17 protein-coding genes and 2 tRNA genes are annotated in these 19,739 nt (G+C 61.5%); 18 read left to right on the top strand and 1 reads right to left on the bottom strand.

Annotation, left to right across the window (positions count from 1 at the left end; genetic code table 11):
- Window positions 1–40 precede the first annotated feature (40 nt).
- Window positions 41–931: a LysR family transcriptional regulator gene (locus tag AC1Q9F_RS22185; protein ID WP_007956444.1), complete on the bottom strand. Its 891-nt coding sequence runs from the start codon at window positions 929–931 to the stop codon at window positions 41–43.
- Between the two features lie 140 nt (window positions 932–1,071).
- Between AC1Q9F_RS22185 and leuC the strand changes: the two genes are divergently transcribed.
- The 18 genes from leuC to AC1Q9F_RS22095 all read left to right on the top strand — a co-directional run bounded on the left by leuC (window position 1,072) and on the right by AC1Q9F_RS22095 (window position 19,738).
- The gene (gene leuC / locus AC1Q9F_RS22180) at window positions 1,072–2,490 is read left to right on the top strand and encodes a 3-isopropylmalate dehydratase large subunit (protein ID WP_007956445.1); all 1,419 of its coding nucleotides are present in this window, start codon (window positions 1,072–1,074) and stop codon (window positions 2,488–2,490) included.
- Window positions 2,491–2,501: 11 nt separating this feature from the next.
- Complete coding sequence (gene leuD / locus AC1Q9F_RS22175) at window positions 2,502–3,146, top strand: 3-isopropylmalate dehydratase small subunit (RefSeq protein ID WP_007956446.1); 645 nt, start codon at window positions 2,502–2,504, stop codon at window positions 3,144–3,146.
- Window positions 3,147–3,288: 142 nt separating this feature from the next.
- The gene (locus AC1Q9F_RS22170) at window positions 3,289–4,053 is read left to right on the top strand and encodes a class I SAM-dependent methyltransferase (RefSeq protein ID WP_492620816.1); all 765 of its coding nucleotides are present in this window, start codon (window positions 3,289–3,291) and stop codon (window positions 4,051–4,053) included.
- A gap of 69 nt (window positions 4,054–4,122) precedes the next feature.
- Window positions 4,123–5,205, top strand: coding sequence for a 3-isopropylmalate dehydrogenase (gene leuB, locus AC1Q9F_RS22165; RefSeq protein ID WP_007956449.1), 1,083 nt, complete (start codon window positions 4,123–4,125; stop codon window positions 5,203–5,205).
- Window positions 5,206–5,271: 66 nt separating this feature from the next.
- Window positions 5,272–6,384: an aspartate-semialdehyde dehydrogenase gene (asd, locus tag AC1Q9F_RS22160; RefSeq protein ID WP_003226428.1), complete on the top strand. Its 1,113-nt coding sequence runs from the start codon at window positions 5,272–5,274 to the stop codon at window positions 6,382–6,384.
- A 193-nt stretch (window positions 6,385–6,577) separates the two neighbouring features.
- Window positions 6,578–7,588, top strand: coding sequence for an aspartate-semialdehyde dehydrogenase (locus tag AC1Q9F_RS22155; protein WP_492620815.1), 1,011 nt, complete (start codon window positions 6,578–6,580; stop codon window positions 7,586–7,588).
- Window positions 7,589–7,797: 209 nt separating this feature from the next.
- Window positions 7,798–10,449 carry a motility hub landmark protein FimV gene (locus tag AC1Q9F_RS22150; protein WP_492620814.1) on the top strand — a complete coding sequence of 884 codons (2,652 nt, stop codon included), beginning with the start codon at window positions 7,798–7,800 and terminating at the stop codon, window positions 10,447–10,449.
- A gap of 150 nt (window positions 10,450–10,599) precedes the next feature.
- On the top strand, window positions 10,600–11,424 hold the full coding sequence (truA, locus tag AC1Q9F_RS22145; RefSeq protein WP_085607862.1) for a tRNA pseudouridine(38-40) synthase TruA: 825 nt from the start codon (window positions 10,600–10,602) through the stop codon (window positions 11,422–11,424).
- 64 nt (window positions 11,425–11,488) lie between these two features.
- Entirely contained in the window at window positions 11,489–12,103 is a 615-nt protein-coding gene (locus AC1Q9F_RS22140; protein ID WP_179692065.1) for a phosphoribosylanthranilate isomerase, read from the top strand.
- Window positions 12,104–12,295: 192 nt separating this feature from the next.
- Entirely contained in the window at window positions 12,296–13,216 is a 921-nt protein-coding gene (gene accD, locus AC1Q9F_RS22135; RefSeq protein ID WP_179692064.1) for an acetyl-CoA carboxylase, carboxyltransferase subunit beta, read from the top strand.
- Window positions 13,213–14,520, top strand: a complete 1,308-nt coding sequence (gene folC / locus AC1Q9F_RS22130) for a bifunctional tetrahydrofolate synthase/dihydrofolate synthase (RefSeq protein WP_207985590.1) — start codon at window positions 13,213–13,215, stop codon at window positions 14,518–14,520. Before accD ends, folC begins: the two co-directional genes overlap by 4 nt.
- Complete coding sequence (locus AC1Q9F_RS22125) at window positions 14,504–15,172, top strand: SPOR domain-containing protein (protein ID WP_459796958.1); 669 nt, start codon at window positions 14,504–14,506, stop codon at window positions 15,170–15,172. Before folC ends, AC1Q9F_RS22125 begins: the two co-directional genes overlap by 17 nt.
- 98 nt (window positions 15,173–15,270) lie before the next feature.
- The gene (locus AC1Q9F_RS22120) at window positions 15,271–15,831 is read left to right on the top strand and encodes a CvpA family protein (RefSeq protein ID WP_007956464.1); all 561 of its coding nucleotides are present in this window, start codon (window positions 15,271–15,273) and stop codon (window positions 15,829–15,831) included.
- 41 nt (window positions 15,832–15,872) lie between these two features.
- Window positions 15,873–17,378, top strand: a complete 1,506-nt coding sequence (gene purF, locus AC1Q9F_RS22115; RefSeq protein ID WP_007956466.1) for an amidophosphoribosyltransferase — start codon at window positions 15,873–15,875, stop codon at window positions 17,376–17,378.
- A gap of 80 nt (window positions 17,379–17,458) precedes the next feature.
- Entirely contained in the window at window positions 17,459–18,670 is a 1,212-nt protein-coding gene (locus AC1Q9F_RS22110; RefSeq protein WP_492620813.1) for an O-succinylhomoserine sulfhydrylase, read from the top strand.
- The gene (locus AC1Q9F_RS22105) at window positions 18,667–19,443 is read left to right on the top strand and encodes an SDR family oxidoreductase (protein ID WP_492620812.1); all 777 of its coding nucleotides are present in this window, start codon (window positions 18,667–18,669) and stop codon (window positions 19,441–19,443) included. Before AC1Q9F_RS22110 ends, AC1Q9F_RS22105 begins: the two co-directional genes overlap by 4 nt.
- Window positions 19,444–19,533: 90 nt before the next feature.
- Window positions 19,534–19,609: transfer RNA gene (locus tag AC1Q9F_RS22100), tRNA-Val, on the top strand.
- A gap of 55 nt (window positions 19,610–19,664) precedes the next feature.
- Window positions 19,665–19,738, top strand: a tRNA-Asp gene (locus AC1Q9F_RS22095).
- Window position 19,739 lies beyond the last annotated feature (1 nt).

The raw sequence follows: 19,739 nt of genomic DNA, 5'->3' as shown, positions 1-19,739 counted from the left end.
GTTAGGCACAGGGACGGCAGCTCTATAGGAGTAGCACAAGTCAGCCGAGAGTCCCTGGCAGATCGATTTGAGCGTCCAGCAGGGCCATAAACGCCCGTGCAGCATTCGACAGCGTCCTTTCAGTGTGCAGGATATAGCCTAGCTGGCGACTGAGCTGTATGCCCGGTAAAGGTATGCGCGCCACCTGTTCATCGAGCATCGTGCGCGGCAAAACGCTCCAGGCCAGGCCGATCGACACCATCATCTTGATGGTTTCCAGGTAGTTGGTGCTCATGGCGATGTTCGGCGTCAGGCCCTGAGCCTCGAACAGCCGTTGGACAATATGGTGGGTAAAGGTGTTGCCGCCGGGGAAAACCGCCGGATGGCCGGCAATGTCCGCCAATGTGACGGCGCCGTTGCTGATCAATGAATGTTCCGGGGCGACCACGAAATCCAGCGGGTCGTCCCAGACCGGCGTGGCCTTGACCAGCGTATGCGGCTCCGGCGCCAGGGTGATGACCGCCAGCTCTGCGCGGCCATGGAGAATTTCTTCGTAGGCCACTTCCGAATCGAGGAACTGAATATCCAGCGCTACCTGTGGGTAGCGGCGGGTGTATTCCCTTAATAAGGGCGGCAAACGGTGCAGGCCGATGTGGTGACTGGTGGCCAGGGTCAGACGGCCGGTGACTTCGCCGGTCAGGTTGGTCAGGGCGCGGCGCGTGTCGTCCAGCACGTTGAGAATCTGATAAGCCCGTGGCAGCAGGGCCCGGCCGGCCTCGGTCAGGCCCACTTCACGACCGAGCCGGTCGAACAGCCGCACATTCAATTGCTGTTCCAGCCCGGCAATACGTTTGCTGATCGCCGGTTGCGTCAGGTGCAGCCGTTCACCGGCGCCGGAGAAGCTTCCCGTCTCGGCAATCGCGATAAAAGCATTGAGGTTGGCCAGGTCCATGTTCGTATTCCAGTTGGTTATCCAAAGCATAAAAAATATGAATTTGAGTTATTTAATCTAACCCCATAGGATCGGCCTCACAAGCCAAAGGGTTATTGATAAGCCCAGGGCATAGAAACAAGCTGATGAGGAACCGTCTGATGGCCGGCAAAACGCTCTACGACAAGCTCTGGGATTCGCATTTGGTCAAGCAGCGCGACGATGGCTCGGCGCTGATCTATATCGATCGTCACATCATCCACGAAGTGACCTCGCCGCAAGCCTTCGAAGGCCTGCGTCTGGCCGGGCGCAAGCCGTGGCGCATCGATGCCAACATCGCCACCCCGGACCACAACGTACCGACCACCCCGGAGCGCAAGGGCGGCATCGAAGCCATTGCCGACCAGGTCTCGCGTTTGCAGGTTCAGACCCTCGACGACAACTGCGATGAATACGGCATCGTCGAATTCAAGATGAACGACGTGCGCCAGGGCATCGTTCACGTGATCAGCCCGGAGCAGGGCGCGACCTTGCCGGGCATGACCGTGGTTTGCGGCGACTCGCACACCTCGACCCACGGCGCGTTCGGCGCCTTGGCTCACGGTATCGGCACTTCCGAGGTCGAGCACGTGCTCGCCACCCAATGCCTGGTCGCCAAGAAAATGAAGAACATGCTGGTGCGCGTCGAAGGCCAGTTGCCGTTCGGCGTGACCGCCAAGGACATTGTCCTCGCGGTGATCGGCAAGATCGGCACCGCCGGCGGTAACGGCCATGCCATCGAGTTCGCCGGCAGCGCGATCCGCGACCTGTCCATCGAAGGCCGCATGACCATCTGCAACATGTCCATCGAAGCCGGCGCCCGCGTGGGCCTGGTGGCGGCGGACCAGAAGACTGTGGATTACGTCAACGGTCGTCCGTTCGCACCGAAAGGCGCCGAGTGGGACTTGGCGGTCGAGTCCTGGAAAGACCTGGTGTCCGACGCCGACGCGCATTTCGACACCGTGGTCGAGCTCGACGCTGCGCAAATCAAGCCGCAAGTCAGCTGGGGCACTTCGCCGGAAATGGTCTTGGCCGTTGATCAGAACGTGCCGGACCCGGCTAAAGAGATGGATCTGGTCAAACGCGACTCGATCGTCCGTGCCTTGAAATACATGGGTTTGACCGCCAATCAGGCGATCACCGACATTCAGCTCGACCGCGTGTTCATCGGTTCCTGCACCAACTCGCGGATCGAAGACTTGCGCGCTGCCGCGGTGATCGCCAAGGGCCGCAAGGTTGCGTCGACCATCAAGCAGGCCATCGTCGTGCCGGGCTCGGGTCTGGTGAAGGCGCAGGCTGAAGCCGAAGGTCTGGACAAAATCTTCCTCGAAGCCGGTTTCGAGTGGCGCGAGCCGGGTTGCTCGATGTGTCTGGCGATGAACCCGGACCGTTTGGAGTCCGGCGAGCATTGCGCATCGACCTCCAACCGTAACTTCGAAGGCCGTCAGGGCGCCGGTGGCCGTACCCACCTCGTCAGCCCGGCCATGGCCGCTGCGGCGGCGGTGAACGGTCGTTTCATCGACGTTCGTGAATTGATCTAAAGGAGCGCAGCATGAAAGCTTTTACCCAGCACACTGGTCTCGTCGCGCCTCTGGATCGTGCCAACGTCGACACCGACCAGATCATTCCGAAGCAGTTTCTGAAGTCGATCAAGCGCACCGGTTTCGGCCCGAACCTGTTCGACGAGTGGCGTTACCTCGATGTGGGTCAGCCGTATCAGGACAACTCCAAGCGTCCGCTGAACAAGGAGTTCGTGCTCAACGCCGAGCGTTATCAGGGCGCCAGCGTGTTGCTGGCCCGCGAGAACTTCGGTTGCGGTTCCAGCCGTGAACACGCGCCATGGGCGCTGGAAGAATACGGTTTCCGCAGCATCATCGCGCCGAGCTATGCCGACATCTTCTTCAACAACAGCTTCAAGAACGGCTTGCTGCCGATCATCTTGAGCGATGCCGAAGTCGACGAGCTGTTCAAGCAGGTCGAGGCCGCGCCGGGCTATCAGTTGCAGATCGATCTGCACGAACAGACCGTCACCAGCCCGAACGGCAAGGTCTATCGCTTCGAGATCGACGCTTTCCGCAAACACTGCCTGCTCAACGGCCTGGACGATATTGGCCTGACCCTGCAGGACGGCGATGCGATTGCCGCGTTCGAAGCCAAGCATCGCGCGAGCCAGCCATGGTTGTTCCGCGACGCGTGAGATTGATGTAGTCAGGGCTGGCCCCTTCGCGAGCAAGCTCGCTCCCACATTTGAAATGCATTCCCCTGTGGGAGCGACGGTGCGACGATTCGACTTGCTCGCGAAAGGGGCAGTTCAACAACACAGCTATCAGGATGTGACCATGACCAGCACCACCCACAGTCAGGTTGTACAAAAGCAATTCGGTGAACAGGCCGCCGCCTACCTGAGCAGCGCCGTTCACGCTCAAGGCACTGAATTTGCGCTGCTGCAGGCTGAACTGGCAGGGCAGGGCGAGGCTCGGGTGCTGGACCTGGGTTGCGGCGCCGGGCACGTGAGTTTTCACGTCGCTCCGTTGGTGAAAGAAGTGGTGGCGTACGACCTGTCGCAGCAGATGCTCGACGTGGTCGCCGCCGCAGCCGTTGATCGCGGGTTGAACAATGTGTCCACGGTCAACGGTGCCGCCGAGCGTCTGCCGTTCGCCGATGGTGAGTTCGACTTCGTGTTCAGCCGTTATTCGGCGCACCATTGGAGCGATCTCGGCGTGGCCTTGCGCGAAGTGCGCCGGGTGCTGAAACCGGGCGGCGTGGCGGCGTTCATCGATGTGCTGTCGCCGGGCAGTCCGCTGTTCGACACCTATTTGCAGAGCGTCGAAGTGCTGCGCGACACCAGTCATGTGCGCGATTATTCGGCCGGTGAGTGGTTGCGCCAGGTCAGCGAAGCCGGTCTGCACACCCGCAGCACCACGCGTCAGCGCCTGCGTCTGGAGTACAACAGCTGGGTCGAGCGCATGCGCACACCCGAAGTGATGCGCGCCGCGATCCGCCAGTTGCAGCAATCGATGGGCAACGAAGTGCGCGAATATTTTGAGATTGAGGCCGATGGTTCGTTCAGTACAGATGTACTGGTGCTCTGGGCTGAAAAGTAATTTTGGAACGATAAGTATTTTTCCGGGCGCGCCAGTCGATGGCGCACCGACTGAAGACACGAGGAAAGCATGAGCAAGCAGATTCTGATTCTCCCAGGCGACGGTATTGGTCCGGAAATCATGGCCGAAGCGGTCAAGGTGCTGGAACTGGCCAACGACAAGTACAGCCTGGGCTTCGAGCTGAGCCATGACGTGATCGGTGGCGCCGCCATCGACAAGCACGGCGTGCCGCTGGCCGATGAAACCCTCGAGCGTGCCCGCGCAGCTGACGCTGTGCTGCTGGGCGCCGTGGGCGGCCCGAAATGGGACACCATCGAGCGTGACATCCGCCCTGAGCGCGGCCTGCTGAAAATCCGTGCGCAACTGGGCCTGTTCGGCAACCTGCGTCCGGCGATCCTGTACCCGCAACTGGCCGATGCTTCGAGCTTGAAGCCGGAAATCGTTGCCGGCCTGGACATCCTGATCGTCCGTGAGCTGACCGGCGGCATCTACTTCGGCGCGCCGCGCGGCACCCGTACTCTGGAAAACGGCGAGCGTCAGTCCTACGACACGCTGCCGTACAGCGAAAGCGAAATCCGCCGCATCGCCCGTGTCGGTTTCGACATGGCCCGCGTGCGTGGCAAGAAGCTGTGCTCGGTGGACAAGGCCAACGTGCTGGCGTCCAGCCAACTGTGGCGTGAAGTGGTCGAGCAGGTCGCCAAGGATTACCCGGACGTCGAACTGAGCCACATGTACGTTGACAACGCCGCCATGCAACTGGTGCGTGCGCCGAAGCAGTTCGACGTGATCGTCACCGACAACATGTTCGGCGACATCCTGTCCGACGAGGCGTCGATGCTCACCGGTTCCATCGGCATGCTGCCGTCGGCCTCGCTGGACGCCAACAACAAGGGCATGTACGAGCCTTGCCACGGTTCGGCGCCGGACATCGCCGGCAAAGGCATCGCCAACCCGCTGGCGACCATTCTGTCGGTATCGATGATGCTGCGTTACAGCTTCAATCTGCACGAAGCGGCGGATGCCATCGAGAAAGCGGTCAGCGTGGTGCTGGATCAAGGTCTGCGCACCGGCGACATCTTTTCGACCGGTTGCACTAAAGTCGGTACGCAGGAAATGGGTGACGCAGTAGTCGCCGCGCTGCGGAATCTGTAATCTCTCGGGCCCGCTGCGAAATTCAATACAAAGCAGCGGCCCACTTTTCAAGAAGGTGTAGTTGCGATGAAACGTGTAGGTCTGATCGGTTGGCGCGGCATGGTCGGTTCCGTGCTCATGCAGCGGATGCTGGAAGAGCAGGATTTCGATCTTATCGAGCCGGTGTTTTTCACCACTTCCAATGTCGGTGGCCAAGGCCCGTCCGTGGGCAAGGACATTGCTCCGCTCAAGGACGCTTACAGCATTGAAGAGCTGAAGACCCTCGACGTGATCCTGACCTGCCAGGGCGGCGACTACACCAGCGAAGTATTCCCGAAACTGCGCGAAGCCGGCTGGCAGGGTTACTGGATCGACGCGGCCTCGAGCCTGCGGATGAACGACGACGCCGTCATCATCCTCGACCCGGTCAACCGCAAGGTCATCGACCAGCAGCTCGACGCGGGCACCAAGAACTACATCGGCGGCAACTGCACCGTCAGCCTGATGCTGATGGGCCTGGGCGGTCTGTTCGAGGCTGGTCTGGTTGAGTGGATGAGCGCCATGACCTATCAGGCGGCTTCCGGTGCCGGCGCGCAGAACATGCGTGAACTGATCAAACAGATGGGCGCGACCCACGCCGCTGTCGCCGATCAACTGGCCGATCCAGCCAGCGCGATCCTCGACATCGACCGTCGTGTGGCCGAAGCCATGCGCAGCGACGCGTACCCGACCGAAAACTTCGGTGTGCCGCTGGCCGGCAGCCTGATCCCGTGGATCGACAAGGAACTGCCGAACGGCCAGAGCCGCGAAGAGTGGAAGGCCCAGGCCGAGACCAACAAGATCCTCGGTCGCTTCAAGAGCCCGATCCCGGTGGACGGCATCTGCGTGCGCATCGGCGCCATGCGTTGCCACAGCCAGGCGCTGACCATCAAGCTGAACAAAGATGTGCCGATCGCCGATATCGAAGGGCTGATCAGCCAGCACAACCCTTGGGTCAAACTGGTGCCGAACAACCGCGATATCAGCATGCAGGAGCTGAGCCCGACGAAAGTCACCGGCACCCTGAACGTACCGGTCGGTCGTCTGCGCAAGCTGAACATGGGTTCGCAGTTCGTCGGTGCTTTCACCGTCGGCGACCAACTGCTGTGGGGCGCGGCCGAACCGCTGCGTCGCATGCTGCGGATCCTGCTTGAGCGTTGATCGCTTGATGCAATGAAAGAACCCGCGCCTTGCAAGAGGCGCGGGTTTTTTTGTACCTGTTGATCGTTCCCACGCTCTGCGTGGGAATGCAGCCATTGAAGCTCCGCGTCCGCTCTTCGTGGCGGGCGCGAATTGCCTGTGTGCGACTCACCCGGTAAAGTGCCGCTCCCCCCGTTTCGCCAGAGGCAGCACCATGACCCAGACCCTTGATATTGCCGTGATCGGCGCCACCGGTACTGTCGGCGAAACCCTCGTGCAGATTCTCGAAGAGCGCGACTTCCCGGTCGGCACGTTGCATTTGTTGGCAAGCAGCGAATCCGCCGGCAGCTCGGTGCTGTTTCGCAACAAGAACGTGCGCGTGCGTGAAGTCGACGAGTTCGATTTCAGCAAGGTCAAGTTGGTATTTTTCGCCGCTGGCCCGGCCATCACGCTGAGCTACGCCGCCCGCGCGCATGCGGCAGGTTGCTCGCTGGTCGACTTGTCCGGCGCCTTGCCGGCGGATCAGGCGCCACAAGTGGTGCCGGAAGCCAATGCCGATGTGCTGGCCGGTTTGAAAGTACCGTTTCAGGTCAGCAGCCCGAGCCCGTCGGCCACCACATTGGCCGTGGTGCTGGCGCCGCTGCGCGATCTGATCGAGCTGCAATATGTGCATGTCACCGCCAATCTGGCGGTTTCCGCCCAGGGCCGCGAAGCCGTGACTGAGCTGGCGCGCCAGACCGCCGAGCTGCTGAACATGCGTCCGCTGGAGCCGACATTCTTCGACCGGCAGATGGCTTTCAACCTGCTGGCTCAGGTCGGTACGCCCGACGCGCAAGGCCATACGCTGCTGGAAAAACGTCTGGTGCGCGAGCTGCGTCAGGTGCTGGCCAAGCCTTTATTAAAGATTTCCGCAACTTGCGTTCAAGCCCCGGTGTTTTTTGGCGATAGCTTTAGCGTGACCTTGCAGTCAGCGAGCGCGGTCGACCTGGAAAAGGTCAACGCCGCGCTTGAAGAGGCCGAGGGCATCGAGTTGGTCGAGGCGGGCGATTATCCGACTGCCGTCGGTGACGCGGTCGGGCAGGACGTGGTCTACGTCGGGCGGGTACGCGCCGGTGTCGACGAACCGTCGGAACTTAATCTGTGGCTGACGTCAGATAACGTACGCAAAGGTGCGGCCCTCAACGCCGTGCAGGTCGCCGAGTTGTTGATAAAAGACCTGCTGTAAAAGATACTTGGCAACAATTTGTCGACTGATTCTAGGCGAGCGCTATGCTTGGCCGGAGCACTCGATGACGTGTCACCCTCCGGGACTTTCCGGGGCATCAAAGAAATGATCGCGCGCGGCATGCTGTCGTCGTCGCGCGCAATGCCTTACGGCAGCGACAATCAACATCTTCTCGCTGGCCGAGGAACGTTCAAACAAAGGAAGAGGCTATGGTTCAAGTTCGCAAACTGGTGTTAGCAATAGCGGCCGCCTCGGCGCTGTCCTCCGGTATGGCGCATGCCCTCGGGCTCGGGGAGCTGACCCTGAAGTCGACCCTGAACCAGCCGCTGGTGGCGGAAATCGAGCTGCTCGATGTCAAGGATCTGACCGCTGCCGAAGTGGTGCCGAGCCTGGCCTCGCCGGAAGATTTCGCCAAGGCCGGCGTCGATCGCCAGGCCTTCCTCAATGATCTGACCTTCACCCCGGTGCTCAACGCCAGCGGCAAAAGCGTGCTGCGCGTAACGTCGAGCAAGCCGCTGTCGGAACCGATGGTGAAATTCCTCGTGCAGGTGATGTGGCCGAACGGCCGTCTGCTGCGCGATTACAGTGTGCTGCTGGATCCGTCGAAGTTCTCGCCGCAGACCGCTGATGCCGCCGCTCAACCAGCGCCAGCGCAAACCATCACCGCACCGACCACCGGCGCCACGCATTCGACCCACACCACCACGCCGCGCGACACCCTGTGGGAAATCGCAGCCAAGGCGCGCACCGGCGGTTCGGTGCAGCAGACCATGCTGGCGATCCAGGCCCTGAACCCGGACGCGTTCATCGGCGGCAACATCAACCGCCTGAAAACCGGTCAGGTGCTGCGTCTTCCGGATCAGGTGCAAAGCACCGCGCTGCCGCAGTCCAAAGCGATTGCCGAAGTGGCTGCGCAGAACGAGGCCTGGCGTCAGGGTCGTCGTTATGTGGCCAAGCCGGGCACCGGTCAGCAGCAGCTCGATGCGACCAATCGTGGCCGCGCCAATACCGGTGCTGCGCAAAACGCCAAAGACAACCTGAGCCTGGTGTCCGCCGAAAGCGCCAAGGCGCGCGGCAAGGGCCCGGCTGGCGACGCCAAGGCCTTGAGCAACAAACTGGCGGTGACTCAGGAAAGTCTCGACACCACCCGTCGTGACAACGAAGAACTGAAAAGCCGCATGTCCGATCTGCAAAGCCAGCTGGACAAGCTGCAACGCCTGATCGAGCTGAAGAACAATCAACTGGCGAAAATGCAGGCCGAAGGTTCGGGCGCTGCTCCCGCGACCGCCGCCACTGCGCCAGTGGTGCCGGCGATCACCGCGGAACTGGCGGCCACGCCGCCGGCTACTCCGGCAGAAGCGGCCCCAGCCGCACCTGTGCCTGAGGCTGCTGCTCCGGCACCGGTCGAGCCGGTTGTCGAGCCTGTTGTTGAAACCAAGCCGCCTGCCGATGACGAGAAAACCTTCAACGAACTGCTGACCAATCCGATTCTGCTGGGTCTGGTCGGTGGCGGTGCAGTGGTTCTGCTGCTCCTGCTGTTGCTGCTGGCTCGTCGCCGTAAAGCGCAACAGGAAGCCGAAAAGCACCTGCGCATGGCCCGTGCCCTGGAGGAGCAATCCTTCTCCCAAGACCTCGATCTGCCGGAAAGCAGCTTCGAAGGTCTGGAAGTGCCAGCCGCCAGCGTCAAGCTGACCCCGGCTCCAGCTCCAGCTCCAGCGCCTGCCGCCGCTGCTGTAGTTGCGCCAGTGGTGATGGCCGAGCCGATCGCCGCGCCGTTGGTGGCGCCTGCCGCCGAGCGTTCCGACGATGTGCTGGACAAGGCGCAGTCGCACATCGACGGCGGTCGCCTGAATCAAGCCGCCGCGTTGCTGGAAGAGGGCGTGAGCCTGGAGCCGCAGCGCAGCGATCTGCGTCTGAAACTGATGGAAGTTTACGGTCGTCAGGGTGATCGCGATGCGTTCGTCGGTCAGGAGCGCCAACTGGTTGCTAATGGCGACAACTTCGCCAAAGTCGAAGAGCTGAAAAGCCGCTTCCCGGCCATGGCGGTCGTCGCTGCCGGCGGCTTGGCGGCAGCGGCCCTTGCCGCCGAGCTGGACGAGGATTACGTCAAGGAGCTGCTGCTCGACGAGCCTGAAACCCCTGAAGCGCCGGCTGCGGCGGACGACGAACTGGACAGCGCTTTCGACCTGAGCCTCGACGATCTCGACAACATCACGCCGGTTGAGCCTGTGGTGGCTGTCGAGCCGGAAGCGCCGGTCGAGCTGGACGCGTTCCCGACTGATGACGACCTGAGCTTCGAGTCCGTGCTGCAACAGCAGACCGACATCAAGGAAAACCTCGACGACCTGTCGGACTTCGACCTGGATCTGGATCTCGGTGCCGATCCAGCGCCTGCGCCGGTCGAGTTGGCAGACGATGATTTCCTGCTGGATCTGGACGAAGGCGTGAAGGATCTGCCGCTGGTCGAAACTCCAACCGTGGCCGACGTGCCGCAAGATGATCTGGAGCTGCCAGCCGATTTCGACCTGTCCCTGGCTGACGAAATGGACGCGGCGCCTGCCGAGCCGGATGCGTTCGCCGCCGAACTGGACGACGTCAACGCCGAGCTGGATCGTCTGTCGAGCAGCATCAACGAGCCAAGCTTCACCGAGGCCGATGCCGCGCTGGGTGATGATCTGGGTGAGGATGACTTCGACTTCCTGTCCGGCACCGATGAAGCCGCGACCAAGCTCGATCTGGCTCAGGCCTACATCGACATGGGCGACAACGACGGCGCCCGCGACATCCTCAATGAAGTCATCAGCGAGGGCAACGACAAGCAGAAGAGCGAAGCGAGCGAAATGCTTTCGCATCTGGTCTGAGTCGGCATTCAGCGGTAAACAAAACGGCAGCCCATGAGGTTGCCGTTTTTGTTTGGGTCTGGTTTCCCCGTCCCGCCGCCTTATAATGCCCGCCTTTGTAGATCAGCAGGCTGTACCGACTTGGCAAACATAGATAACCCGGCCGCCGAAATGGCACCCGAAGGCTTTTTCCGCGTCGCGCTGGGCGTTGAATACAAGGGCTCGCGCTACAGCGGCTGGCAGCGCCAGTCCACCGGTGTGCTCACCGTGCAGGAAACCCTGGAAAAAGCCCTGTCGAAGGTCGCCGACTCGCCGATCTCGCTGCAATGTGCCGGGCGCACCGATGCCGGTGTGCATGCCTGCGGGCAAGTGGTGCATTTCGATACCCAGGTCGACCGTTCGCTGAAAGCCTGGGTCATGGGCGCCAACATCAATCTGCCCCACGACATCAGCGTCAGTTGGGCGAAGGTCATGCCGGCGCATTTCCATGCGCGATTCAAGGCGATTGCCCGGCGCTATCGCTACGTGATCTACAACGATCAGATCCGCCCGGCGCATCTCAACGAAGAAATCACCTGGAATCACCGTCCGCTGGACGTCGAGCGCATGGCCGAGGCCGCGCAGTACCTGATCGGTACCCATGATTTCAGTGCGTTCCGTGCCGGCCAGTGCCAGGCCAAGTCGCCGATCAAGAAGATGCATCATCTGCGCGTGACCCGTCACGGCAAAATGATCGTTCTGGACATCCGCGCCAATGCGTTCCTGCACCACATGGTGCGCAACATTGCCGGGGTGCTGATGACTATTGGCGCCGGCGAGCGGCCCGTGGAGTGGATGAAAGAAGTGCTGGAGAGCCGCGAGCGGCGTTCCGGCGGGGTCACGGCGCATCCGTTCGGCCTGTATCTGGTGCAGGTCGAGTACCACGACGAGTTCCCGTTGCCCGAGCGTTTCATCGGGCCACATTTCCTTACGGGTTTCTCGGAACTTGACGGCTGACGCCCTCGAACGCATTTGTTACCATCCGGGACTTTCTCGGATTTGCCTTGGGGTTTTTATCGACATGTCAGCCGTTCGCAGCAAGATTTGCGGGATTACCCGCATAGAAGATGCGTTGGCAGCCGTCGAGGCCGGGGCCGATGCCATCGGTTTTGTGTTCTACGCTAAAAGTCCCCGGGCCGTGACCGTGCAGCAGGCGCGGGCGATCATCGCCGCCTTGCCGCCGTTCGTGACCACGGTCGGGTTGTTCGTCAATGCCAGTCGCTGTGAGCTCGGGGAAATCCTCGATGCCGTGCCGCTGGATCTGTTGCAGTTCCACGGCGACGAAACCGCCGCCGAGTGTGAAGGCTGGCACCGGCCGTATATCAAGGCCTTGCGGGTCAAGGCGGGCGATGACATTGCCGCTGCCTGCGATGCCTACCCAAGCGCCAGCGGTGTGCTGCTCGACACTTATGTCGAAGGCGTGCCCGGCGGAACCGGCGAGGCGTTCGACTGGTCATTGATTCCGCAAGGCTTGAGCAAACCGTTGATTCTGGCCGGCGGCCTGACGCCGGAGAACGTCGCCGATGCGATCGCCCGGGTGCGGCCGTATGCCGTGGATGTCAGCGGCGGGGTAGAGGCGAGCAAGGGCATCAAGGATCACGCAAAGATTCGGGCGTTCATCAACGCCGTACGTTGATGTGACGGCTGGCAGACTGCCGCCGTCCACAGCTCTGTAGAAAAGAGGCTGAGGGTTTTTTCGGGGTGTACGCAGGTCAGTTCCGCTGACCCGGCAGTCCGGACGATCATCGCCACACATGAATTTAGCTGAAGGGCATACGCGGGGCCGCGAACCAGAGCGTTCGGGCCGCCGGTACTGGAGAAAGAAAGCATGAGCAACTGGTTGGTAGACAAGCTGATCCCTTCGATCATGCGTTCCGAGGTCAAGAAGAGCTCGGTCCCTGAAGGTCTGTGGCACAAATGCCCGTCCTGCGAGGCTGTGCTGTATCGTCCGGAGCTGGAAAAGACCCTGGACGTTTGCCCTAAATGCAACCACCACATGCGCATCGGCGCGCGTGCGCGCATCGACATCTTCCTGGACGCCGAAGGCCGTGCCGAACTGGGCGCCGACCTGGAGCCGGTTGACCGTCTGAAATTCCGCGACGGCAAGAAATACAAGGATCGTCTGGTCGCTGCCCAGAAGCAGACCGGCGAGAAAGACGCACTGGTCTCCATGAGCGGCACCCTGCTGGGCATGCCGGTCGTGGTTTCGGCGTTCGAATTCAGCTTCATGGGCGGTTCCATGGGCGCCATCGTCGGTGAGCGCTTCGTGCGCGCCGCCAACTACGCGCTGGAAAACCGTTGCCCGATGATCTGCTTCTCCGCCTCCGGTGGCGCGCGCATGCAGGAAGCCCTGATCTCGCTGATGCAGATGGCCAAGACTTCGGCCGTACTGGCGCGTCTGCGTGAAGAAGGCATCCCGTTCATCTCCGTGCTGACCGACCCGGTCTACGGCGGCGTTTCCGCCAGTCTGGCAATGCTGGGCGACGTGATCGTCGGCGAGCCTAAAGCCCTGATCGGCTTCGCCGGTCCGCGCGTGATCGAGCAGACCGTGCGCGAAAAACTGCCGGAAGGCTTCCAGCGCAGCGAGTTCCTGCTGGAGCACGGTGCAATCGACCTGATCATCGATCGTCGCGAGCTGCGTCCGCGTCTGGGCAACCTGCTGGCGCAACTGACCGGCAAGCCGACCCCGACCTTCGTTGCCGCGCCGATCGAGCCGATCGTCGTTCCGCCGGTGCCTGCCAACGTATGACCGAGCGCACCCTTGGCGAGTGGCTCGCCTACCTTGAACAGTTGCATCCATCGGCCATCGACATGGGGCTGGAGCGTTCGCAACAGGTAGCGTCCCGCATGGGACTGGGCCAGCCGGCGCCTCGGGTGATTACGGTCACCGGCACCAACGGCAAAGGTTCGACCTGCGCTTTCGTGGCTTCATTGCTGCGCGCGCAGGGCCTGAACGTCGGTGTCTACAATTCTCCGCACCTGCTGCGTTACAACGAGCGGGTGCAGCTCAATGGCGTCGAAGCCACTGACGCGCAGCTGTGTGAAGCCTTTGCGGCGGTCGAAGCGGGGCGCGGCGAGACTTCCCTGACTTACTTCGAAATGGGCACCCTGGCGGCGTTCTGGCTGTTTCAACAGGCCGGGCTTGATGCGGTGGTACTGGAAGTCGGGCTGGGCGGGCGTCTGGACACGGTCAACGTGGTGGATGCCGATATCGCGCTGGTCACTAGTATCGGTGTCGACCATGCCGACTACCTGGGCAATACCCGCGAATCCGTGGCCTTCGAGAAGGCCGGGATTTTCCGTAAGGGCAAACCCGCGCTGTGCGGCGATCTGAATCCTCCACAACCCCTGCTGGACAAAGCGCACAAGCTCGCTTGCCCGTTCTTCCTGCGCGGGCGCGATTTCGATCTCGGCATCACTGATCAATTCTGGCAGTGGCGCGGCACTAATGCTGACGGTCAGGTCGTCGAGCTGCGTGATTTGCCGCTGCTTGATCTGCCGATGGAAAACGCCGCGCTGGCGTTGCAGGCTTATCTGCTGCTCGGTTTGCCATGGGATGCCAAACAGATTGTTGCGGCGTTGCAGGCGACTCGCGTGGTCGGTCGCCTGGATCGTCGTTCGTTCGAATGGAACGGCAAGCGTATCAACCTGCTGCTGGATGTCGGTCATAACCCGCACGCGGCGGAATATCTGGCGCGGCGTCTGGCTGCACGTCCGCCGGTCGGCAAGCGTCTGGCGGTGTTCGGCCTGTTGGCGGACAAGGATCTGGACGGTGTCATCGGTGAATTGAATGCCAGCGTCCAGCATTGGGCGGTGGCGCCGCTGGATTCGCCGCGCGCGCGTCCGGTGACTGAATTGAATGTTGCATTGCAGAACCTTGGCGCGTCGGTCACGTCTTATGACAGTGTGGCGGCTGCGCTGGAAGGGCAGTGTGCAGTGGCCACCAGCGACGACGAGATCTTGCTGTTCGGATCATTTTATTGTGTCGCCGAGGCCCTCGAATGGCTGTCTCGGCGCTCCACGGAGGAAGCGGCAAATGGCTTTGCTGGATAAAGCGTACAAACAGCGCATGGTCGGTGCCCTGGTGCTGGTGGCGCTGGCGGTGATTTTCCTGCCGATGCTGTTTTCCCGTCAGGATGAGCAGCGTCAGGTGACCGTCGATGCGCCGGCCGCACCGCAGGCGCCTGCTGTGGCGCAGATCCAGATGGAAACCGTGGCCGTGCCCGAGCCGCAGGTTCTGCCGCAAGAGCCAGTGCCGAGCGATGACGAGGTCGCCGAGCAAGTGGCGCCAACGGCACCGATTGCTTCCGCCGCGCCAGCCCCGGCTCCGGCGCCGGTAGCCAAACCGGTTGCACCGGCGCCTGCTCCAGCTCCCGTGGTCAAGCCAACCACGGCCCCGGCCCAGCCGATCGCTGCGCTGTCCGCCAAGCCGGATACCACTCAAAGCCGCGTGGATGCCAATGGCCTGTCGGTGAGCTGGTCGGTGCAGCTGGCCAGTCTGTCGAGCCGCGCCAGCGCCGAAAGCCTGCAGAAAACCCTGCGAAGCCAGGGCTACAACGCTTACATCCGTTCTGCCGATGGCAAGAATCGGGTGTTCGTCGGTCCGCTGATCGAGCGTGCCGAAGCCGATCGTCTGCGCGATCTGTTGAGCCGCCAGCAGAACCTCAAGGGGTTTGTGGTGCGCTTCCAGCCCGAGCGTGGCTGAAATCTATCGCCCCGATTGAAATGCACTGACATTCGCAGCTTACCGACAGCCCTGCGCTCTGCTAAAATGCGCCGCCTTATCCGTCTGTAGGCTGCACTGTGCCATTTACCTGGGTTGACTGGGCGATCGTTGCAATCATCGCCATCTCCGCTTTGATCAGTTTGAGCCGCGGCTTCGTCAAAGAAGCATTGTCGCTGGTGACCTGGATCATCGCAGGAGCCGTTGCCTGGATGTTCGGTGGCTCACTGTCCGAGTACCTCGCCGGATACATTCAAACACCGTCGGCTCGTGTGATCACGGGCTGTGCCATCATGTTTGTCGCCACACTGATCGTGGGCGCAATGATCAATTATCTTATCGGCGAGTTGGTTCGCGTCACCGGGTTGTCCGGGACCGATCGATTCCTCGGCATGGCCTTCGGCGCTGCGCGTGGCGTGTTGCTGGTGGTCGTGGCGGTCGGGCTGTTGAGCCTGGGGCCGGTACAGCAGGACGGGTGGTGGAAAGAGTCACAGCTCGTGCCAAAGTTTCTATTGGTCGCAGACTGGTCCAAGAACCTGATTCTCGGGTGGAGCAGTCAGTGGCTTGCCAGCGGAATCAGCGTACCCGCTGATATTCCGTTCAAGGAGCAACTCTTGCCGTCGGCCAAAACGCCTCAGTGAGTGTTGTTCAGTTCAGATCCATTAAGTAGGGGTTGCGTCGCATGTGTGGCATCGTCGGTATCGTCGGTAAGTCGAACGTCAATCAGGCGCTGTATGACGCGCTAACCGTGCTCCAGCACCGCGGCCAGGACGCTGCCGGTATCGTGACCAGCCATGATGGCCGGTTGTTCTTGCGCAAGGACAATGGCCTGGTGCGTGACGTGTTTCAACAGCGTCACATGCAGCGCCTGGTCGGCCATATGGGGATCGGCCACGTCCGTTACCCGACTGCCGGCAGCTCGACCTCGGCCGAGGCTCAACCGTTCTACGTCAACTCGCCGTACGGCATCACCCTGGCGCACAACGGTAACCTGACCAACGTTGAACAGTTGGCCAAAGAGATCTACGAATCCGATCTGCGTCACGTCAACACCAGCTCCGACTCGGAAGTGCTGCTGAACGTTTTCGCCCACGAGCTGGCCCAGCGCGGCAAACTGCAACCGACCGAAGAAGACGTGTTTGCCGCCGTGACCGACGTGCACAACCGTTGCGTCGGTGGTTACGCCGTCGTGGCGATGGTGACCGGTTACGGCATCGTCGGTTTCCGCGACCCGCACGGCATCCGTCCGATCGTGTTCGGCCAGCGTCACACCGACGAAGGCGTCGAGTACATGATCGCCTCCGAAAGCGTTTCTCTGGACGTGCTCGGCTTTACCCTGATTCGCGACCTGGCGCCGGGCGAAGCGGTCTACATCACTGAAGACGGCAAGCTGCACACCCGTCAGTGCGCGACCAATCCGTCCCTGACCCCGTGCATCTTCGAACACGTCTACCTGGCGCGTCCGGATTCGATCATCGACGGCGTGTCGGTCTACAAGGCCCGTTTGCGTATGGGTGAGAAGCTGGCCGAGAAGATCCTGCGCGAGCGTCCTGAGCACGACATCGACGTGGTCATCCCGATTCCGGACACCAGCCGCACCGCAGCGCTGGAACTGGCCAACCATCTGGGCGTGAAATTCCGCGAAGGCTTTGTCAAGAACCGCTACATCGGCCGTACCTTCATCATGCCCGGCCAGGCCGCGCGCAAGAAATCGGTACGCCAGAAGCTCAATGCCATCGAGCTGGAATTCCGCGGCAAGAACGTGATGCTGGTGGATGACTCGATCGTTCGCGGCACCACCTGCAAGCAGATCATCCAGATGGCCCGCGAAGCTGGTGCGAAAAACGTCTACTTCTGCTCGGCGGCTCCGGCTGTTCGCTTCCCGAACGTGTACGGCATCGACATGCCGAGCGCTCACGAGCTGATCGCGCACAATCGTTCGACCCAGGATGTTGCTGACCTGATCGGCGCTGACTGGCTGATCTATCAGGACCTGCCTGACTTGATCGAAGCGGTCGGTGGCGGCAAGATCAAGATCGAAAACTTCGATTGCGCAGTGTTTGACGGCAAGTACGTCACCGGCGACGTCGACGAGGCTTACCTGAACAAGATCGAACAGGCACGCAACGATGCCTCGAAGGTCAAGACCCAGGCGGTCAGTGCGATCATCGATCTGTACAACAACTGAGTTTCAACCGGCCCTTAGGGGCCGGTTTTGTATCTGGCAAAAGACTTTTATTTATCGAGAACAGGGCAAGGAGTGACAGCATGAGTCAGGAATGGGATGCCGGTCGGCTGGACAGCGACCTCGAAGGCGTAGCGTTCGATACCCTGGCCGTACGTGCCGGTCAGCACCGTACGCCGGAAGGCGAGCACGGTGATCCGATGTTCTTCACTTCCAGCTACGTGTTCCGTACCGCCGCTGACGCGGCTGCGCGGTTTGCCGGCGAAGTGCCGGGCAACGTTTACTCGCGTTACACCAACCCGACCGTTCGCGCCTTCGAAGAGCGCATTGCTGCACTGGAAAGCGCCGAGCAGGCGGTGGCTACGGCCACCGGCATGGCCGCGATCATGGCGGTAGTGATGAGTCTGTGCAGCGCCGGCGATCACGTGCTGGTGTCGCGCAGCGTGTTCGGTTCGACCATCAGCCTGTTCGAGAAGTACTTCAAGCGTTTTGGCGTGGAAGTCGATTACGTGCCGCTGGCCGATCTGTCGGCCTGGGACGCAGCGATCAAGTCCAACACCAAATTGCTGTTCGTCGAATCACCGTCCAATCCGTTGGCTGAGCTGGTGGATATCGCCGCGCTGTCGGAAATCGCTCACGCCAAGGGCGCGATGCTGGTGGTCGACAACTGCTTCTGCACGCCAGCGTTGCAGCAGCCGCTGAAGTTGGGCGCAGACATCGTTGTGCATTCGGCCACCAAGTTCATCGATGGCCAGGGCCGTTGCATGGGCGGTGTGGTTGCCGGTCGCAGCGGGCAGATGAAAGAAATCGTCGGTTTCCTGCGTACCGCCGGGCCGACCCTCAGCCCGTTCAACGCCTGGATCTTCCTCAAGGGTCTGGAAACCCTGAACCTGCGGATGAAGGCGCACTGCGCCAACGCTCAGCAACTGGCCGAATGGCTGGAGCAGCAGGACGGTATCGAGAAGGTGCATTACGCCGGTCTCAAGAGCCATCCGCAGCACGAACTGGCTCAGCGTCAGCAGAAGGGCTTCGGCGCGGTTGTGAGCTTTGAGGTCAAGGGCGGCAAAGAGGGCGCCTGGCGCTTTATCGATGCGACCCGTTTGATCTCGATCACGGCCAACCTGGGCGACAGCAAAACCACCATCACTCACCCGAGCACCACGTCCCACGGCCGTCTGGCGCCGCAGGAGCGTGAGGCAGCCGGCATTCGTGACAGCCTGATCCGCATCGCGGTCGGCCTGGAAGACGTCGCTGACCTGCAAGCCGACCTGTCGCGCGGTCTGGCGGCGTTGTGATCGAGTTGTCTACGCCAAAGATCGGCACCCATGGCCGCGTTGCATTGGTCACGGGTGCCGCGCGCGGGATCGGTCTGGGCATCGCAGCGTGGCTGATCAGCGAAGGCTGGCAGGTGGTGTTGACGGATCTGGACCGTATCCGTGGTTCGAAAGTGGCGAAGGTGCTGGGCGAGAACGCCTGGTTCATCGCCATGGACGTCGCAGACGAAAGCCAGGTGGCGTTGGGTATCGCTGAGGTGCTGGGGCAGTTTGGTCGCCTGGATGCGCTGGTATGCAACGCTGCCGTGGCGGATCCGCACAACATCACTCTGGAAAGCCTCGATCTGGCTTACTGGAATCGGGTGCTGGCGGTGAACCTCGGTGGGCCGATGTTGCTGGCCAAACACTGTGCGCCGTATCTGCGTGCGCACAACGGGGCGATCGTCAATCTGGCCTCGACCCGTGCGGCACAGTCGGAACCTGATACGGAAGCCTATGCGGCGAGCAAGGGCGGTTTGCTGGCGTTGACTCACGCACTGGCGATCAGCCTCGGGCCGGAGATTCGCGTCAATGCGGTCAGTCCGGGCTGGATCGATGCGCGGGATCCATCCGCTCGGCGTGCAGAGCCGCTGACCGATACCGATCATGCCCAGCATCCGGCGGGCAGGGTGGGGACGGTCGAGGATGTGGCGGCAATGGTGGCGTGGTTGCTGTCGAAGAATGCGGGGTTTGTGACGGGGCAGGAATTCGTGGTCGATGGCGGCATGACCAAGAAGATGATTTATACGGAATGAAGCAATTTCGTCTTTTTTAGAAAAACTTCAATCCTGCTATTGACTTAGGTTCGCTACCTGCGTAAATTTCGCGGCCTCGGAGATGCAAACGGGTGATTAGCTCAGCTGGGAGAGCGTCTGCCTTACAAGCAGAATGTCGGCGGTTCGATCCCGTCATCACCCACCACTCCCGAGATACTTGCGTAAGCAAGAGCGTAGGCTGAAAGTGCCTGCACCGACGCGCAGCGGTAGTTCAGTCGGTTAGAATACCGGCCTGTCACGCCGGGGGTCGCGGGTTCGAGTCCCGTCCGCTGCGC

It is taken from the genome of Pseudomonas sp. GW823-FHT04A03 (genome assembly GCF_058796615.1).
Note: the sequence above shows the minus strand (reverse complement) of the source record. Positions and strands in the feature narration are given on the sequence as shown.

Bases quoted from the DNA above. Each gene is read 5' to 3' on its own strand.
- AC1Q9F_RS22185 (WP_007956444.1), bottom strand. From the start codon at position 931: ATGGACCTGGCCAACCTCAATGCTTTTATCGCGATTGCCGAGACGGGA.
- leuC (WP_007956445.1), top strand. From the start codon at position 1,072: ATGGCCGGCAAAACGCTCTACGACAAGCTCTGGGATTCGCATTTGGTC.
- leuD (WP_007956446.1), top strand. From the start codon at position 2,502: ATGAAAGCTTTTACCCAGCACACTGGTCTCGTCGCGCCTCTGGATCGT.
- AC1Q9F_RS22170 (WP_492620816.1), top strand. From the start codon at position 3,289: ATGACCAGCACCACCCACAGTCAGGTTGTACAAAAGCAATTCGGTGAA.
- leuB (WP_007956449.1), top strand. From the start codon at position 4,123: ATGAGCAAGCAGATTCTGATTCTCCCAGGCGACGGTATTGGTCCGGAA.
- asd (WP_003226428.1), top strand. From the start codon at position 5,272: ATGAAACGTGTAGGTCTGATCGGTTGGCGCGGCATGGTCGGTTCCGTG.
- AC1Q9F_RS22155 (WP_492620815.1), top strand. From the start codon at position 6,578: ATGACCCAGACCCTTGATATTGCCGTGATCGGCGCCACCGGTACTGTC.
- AC1Q9F_RS22150 (WP_492620814.1), top strand. From the start codon at position 7,798: ATGGTTCAAGTTCGCAAACTGGTGTTAGCAATAGCGGCCGCCTCGGCG.
- truA (WP_085607862.1), top strand. From the start codon at position 10,600: ATGGCACCCGAAGGCTTTTTCCGCGTCGCGCTGGGCGTTGAATACAAG.
- AC1Q9F_RS22140 (WP_179692065.1), top strand. From the start codon at position 11,489: ATGTCAGCCGTTCGCAGCAAGATTTGCGGGATTACCCGCATAGAAGAT.
- accD (WP_179692064.1), top strand. From the start codon at position 12,296: ATGAGCAACTGGTTGGTAGACAAGCTGATCCCTTCGATCATGCGTTCC.
- folC (WP_207985590.1), top strand. From the start codon at position 13,213: ATGACCGAGCGCACCCTTGGCGAGTGGCTCGCCTACCTTGAACAGTTG.
- AC1Q9F_RS22125 (WP_459796958.1), top strand. From the start codon at position 14,504: ATGGCTTTGCTGGATAAAGCGTACAAACAGCGCATGGTCGGTGCCCTG.
- purF (WP_007956466.1), top strand. From the start codon at position 15,873: ATGTGTGGCATCGTCGGTATCGTCGGTAAGTCGAACGTCAATCAGGCG.
- AC1Q9F_RS22110 (WP_492620813.1), top strand. From the start codon at position 17,459: ATGAGTCAGGAATGGGATGCCGGTCGGCTGGACAGCGACCTCGAAGGC.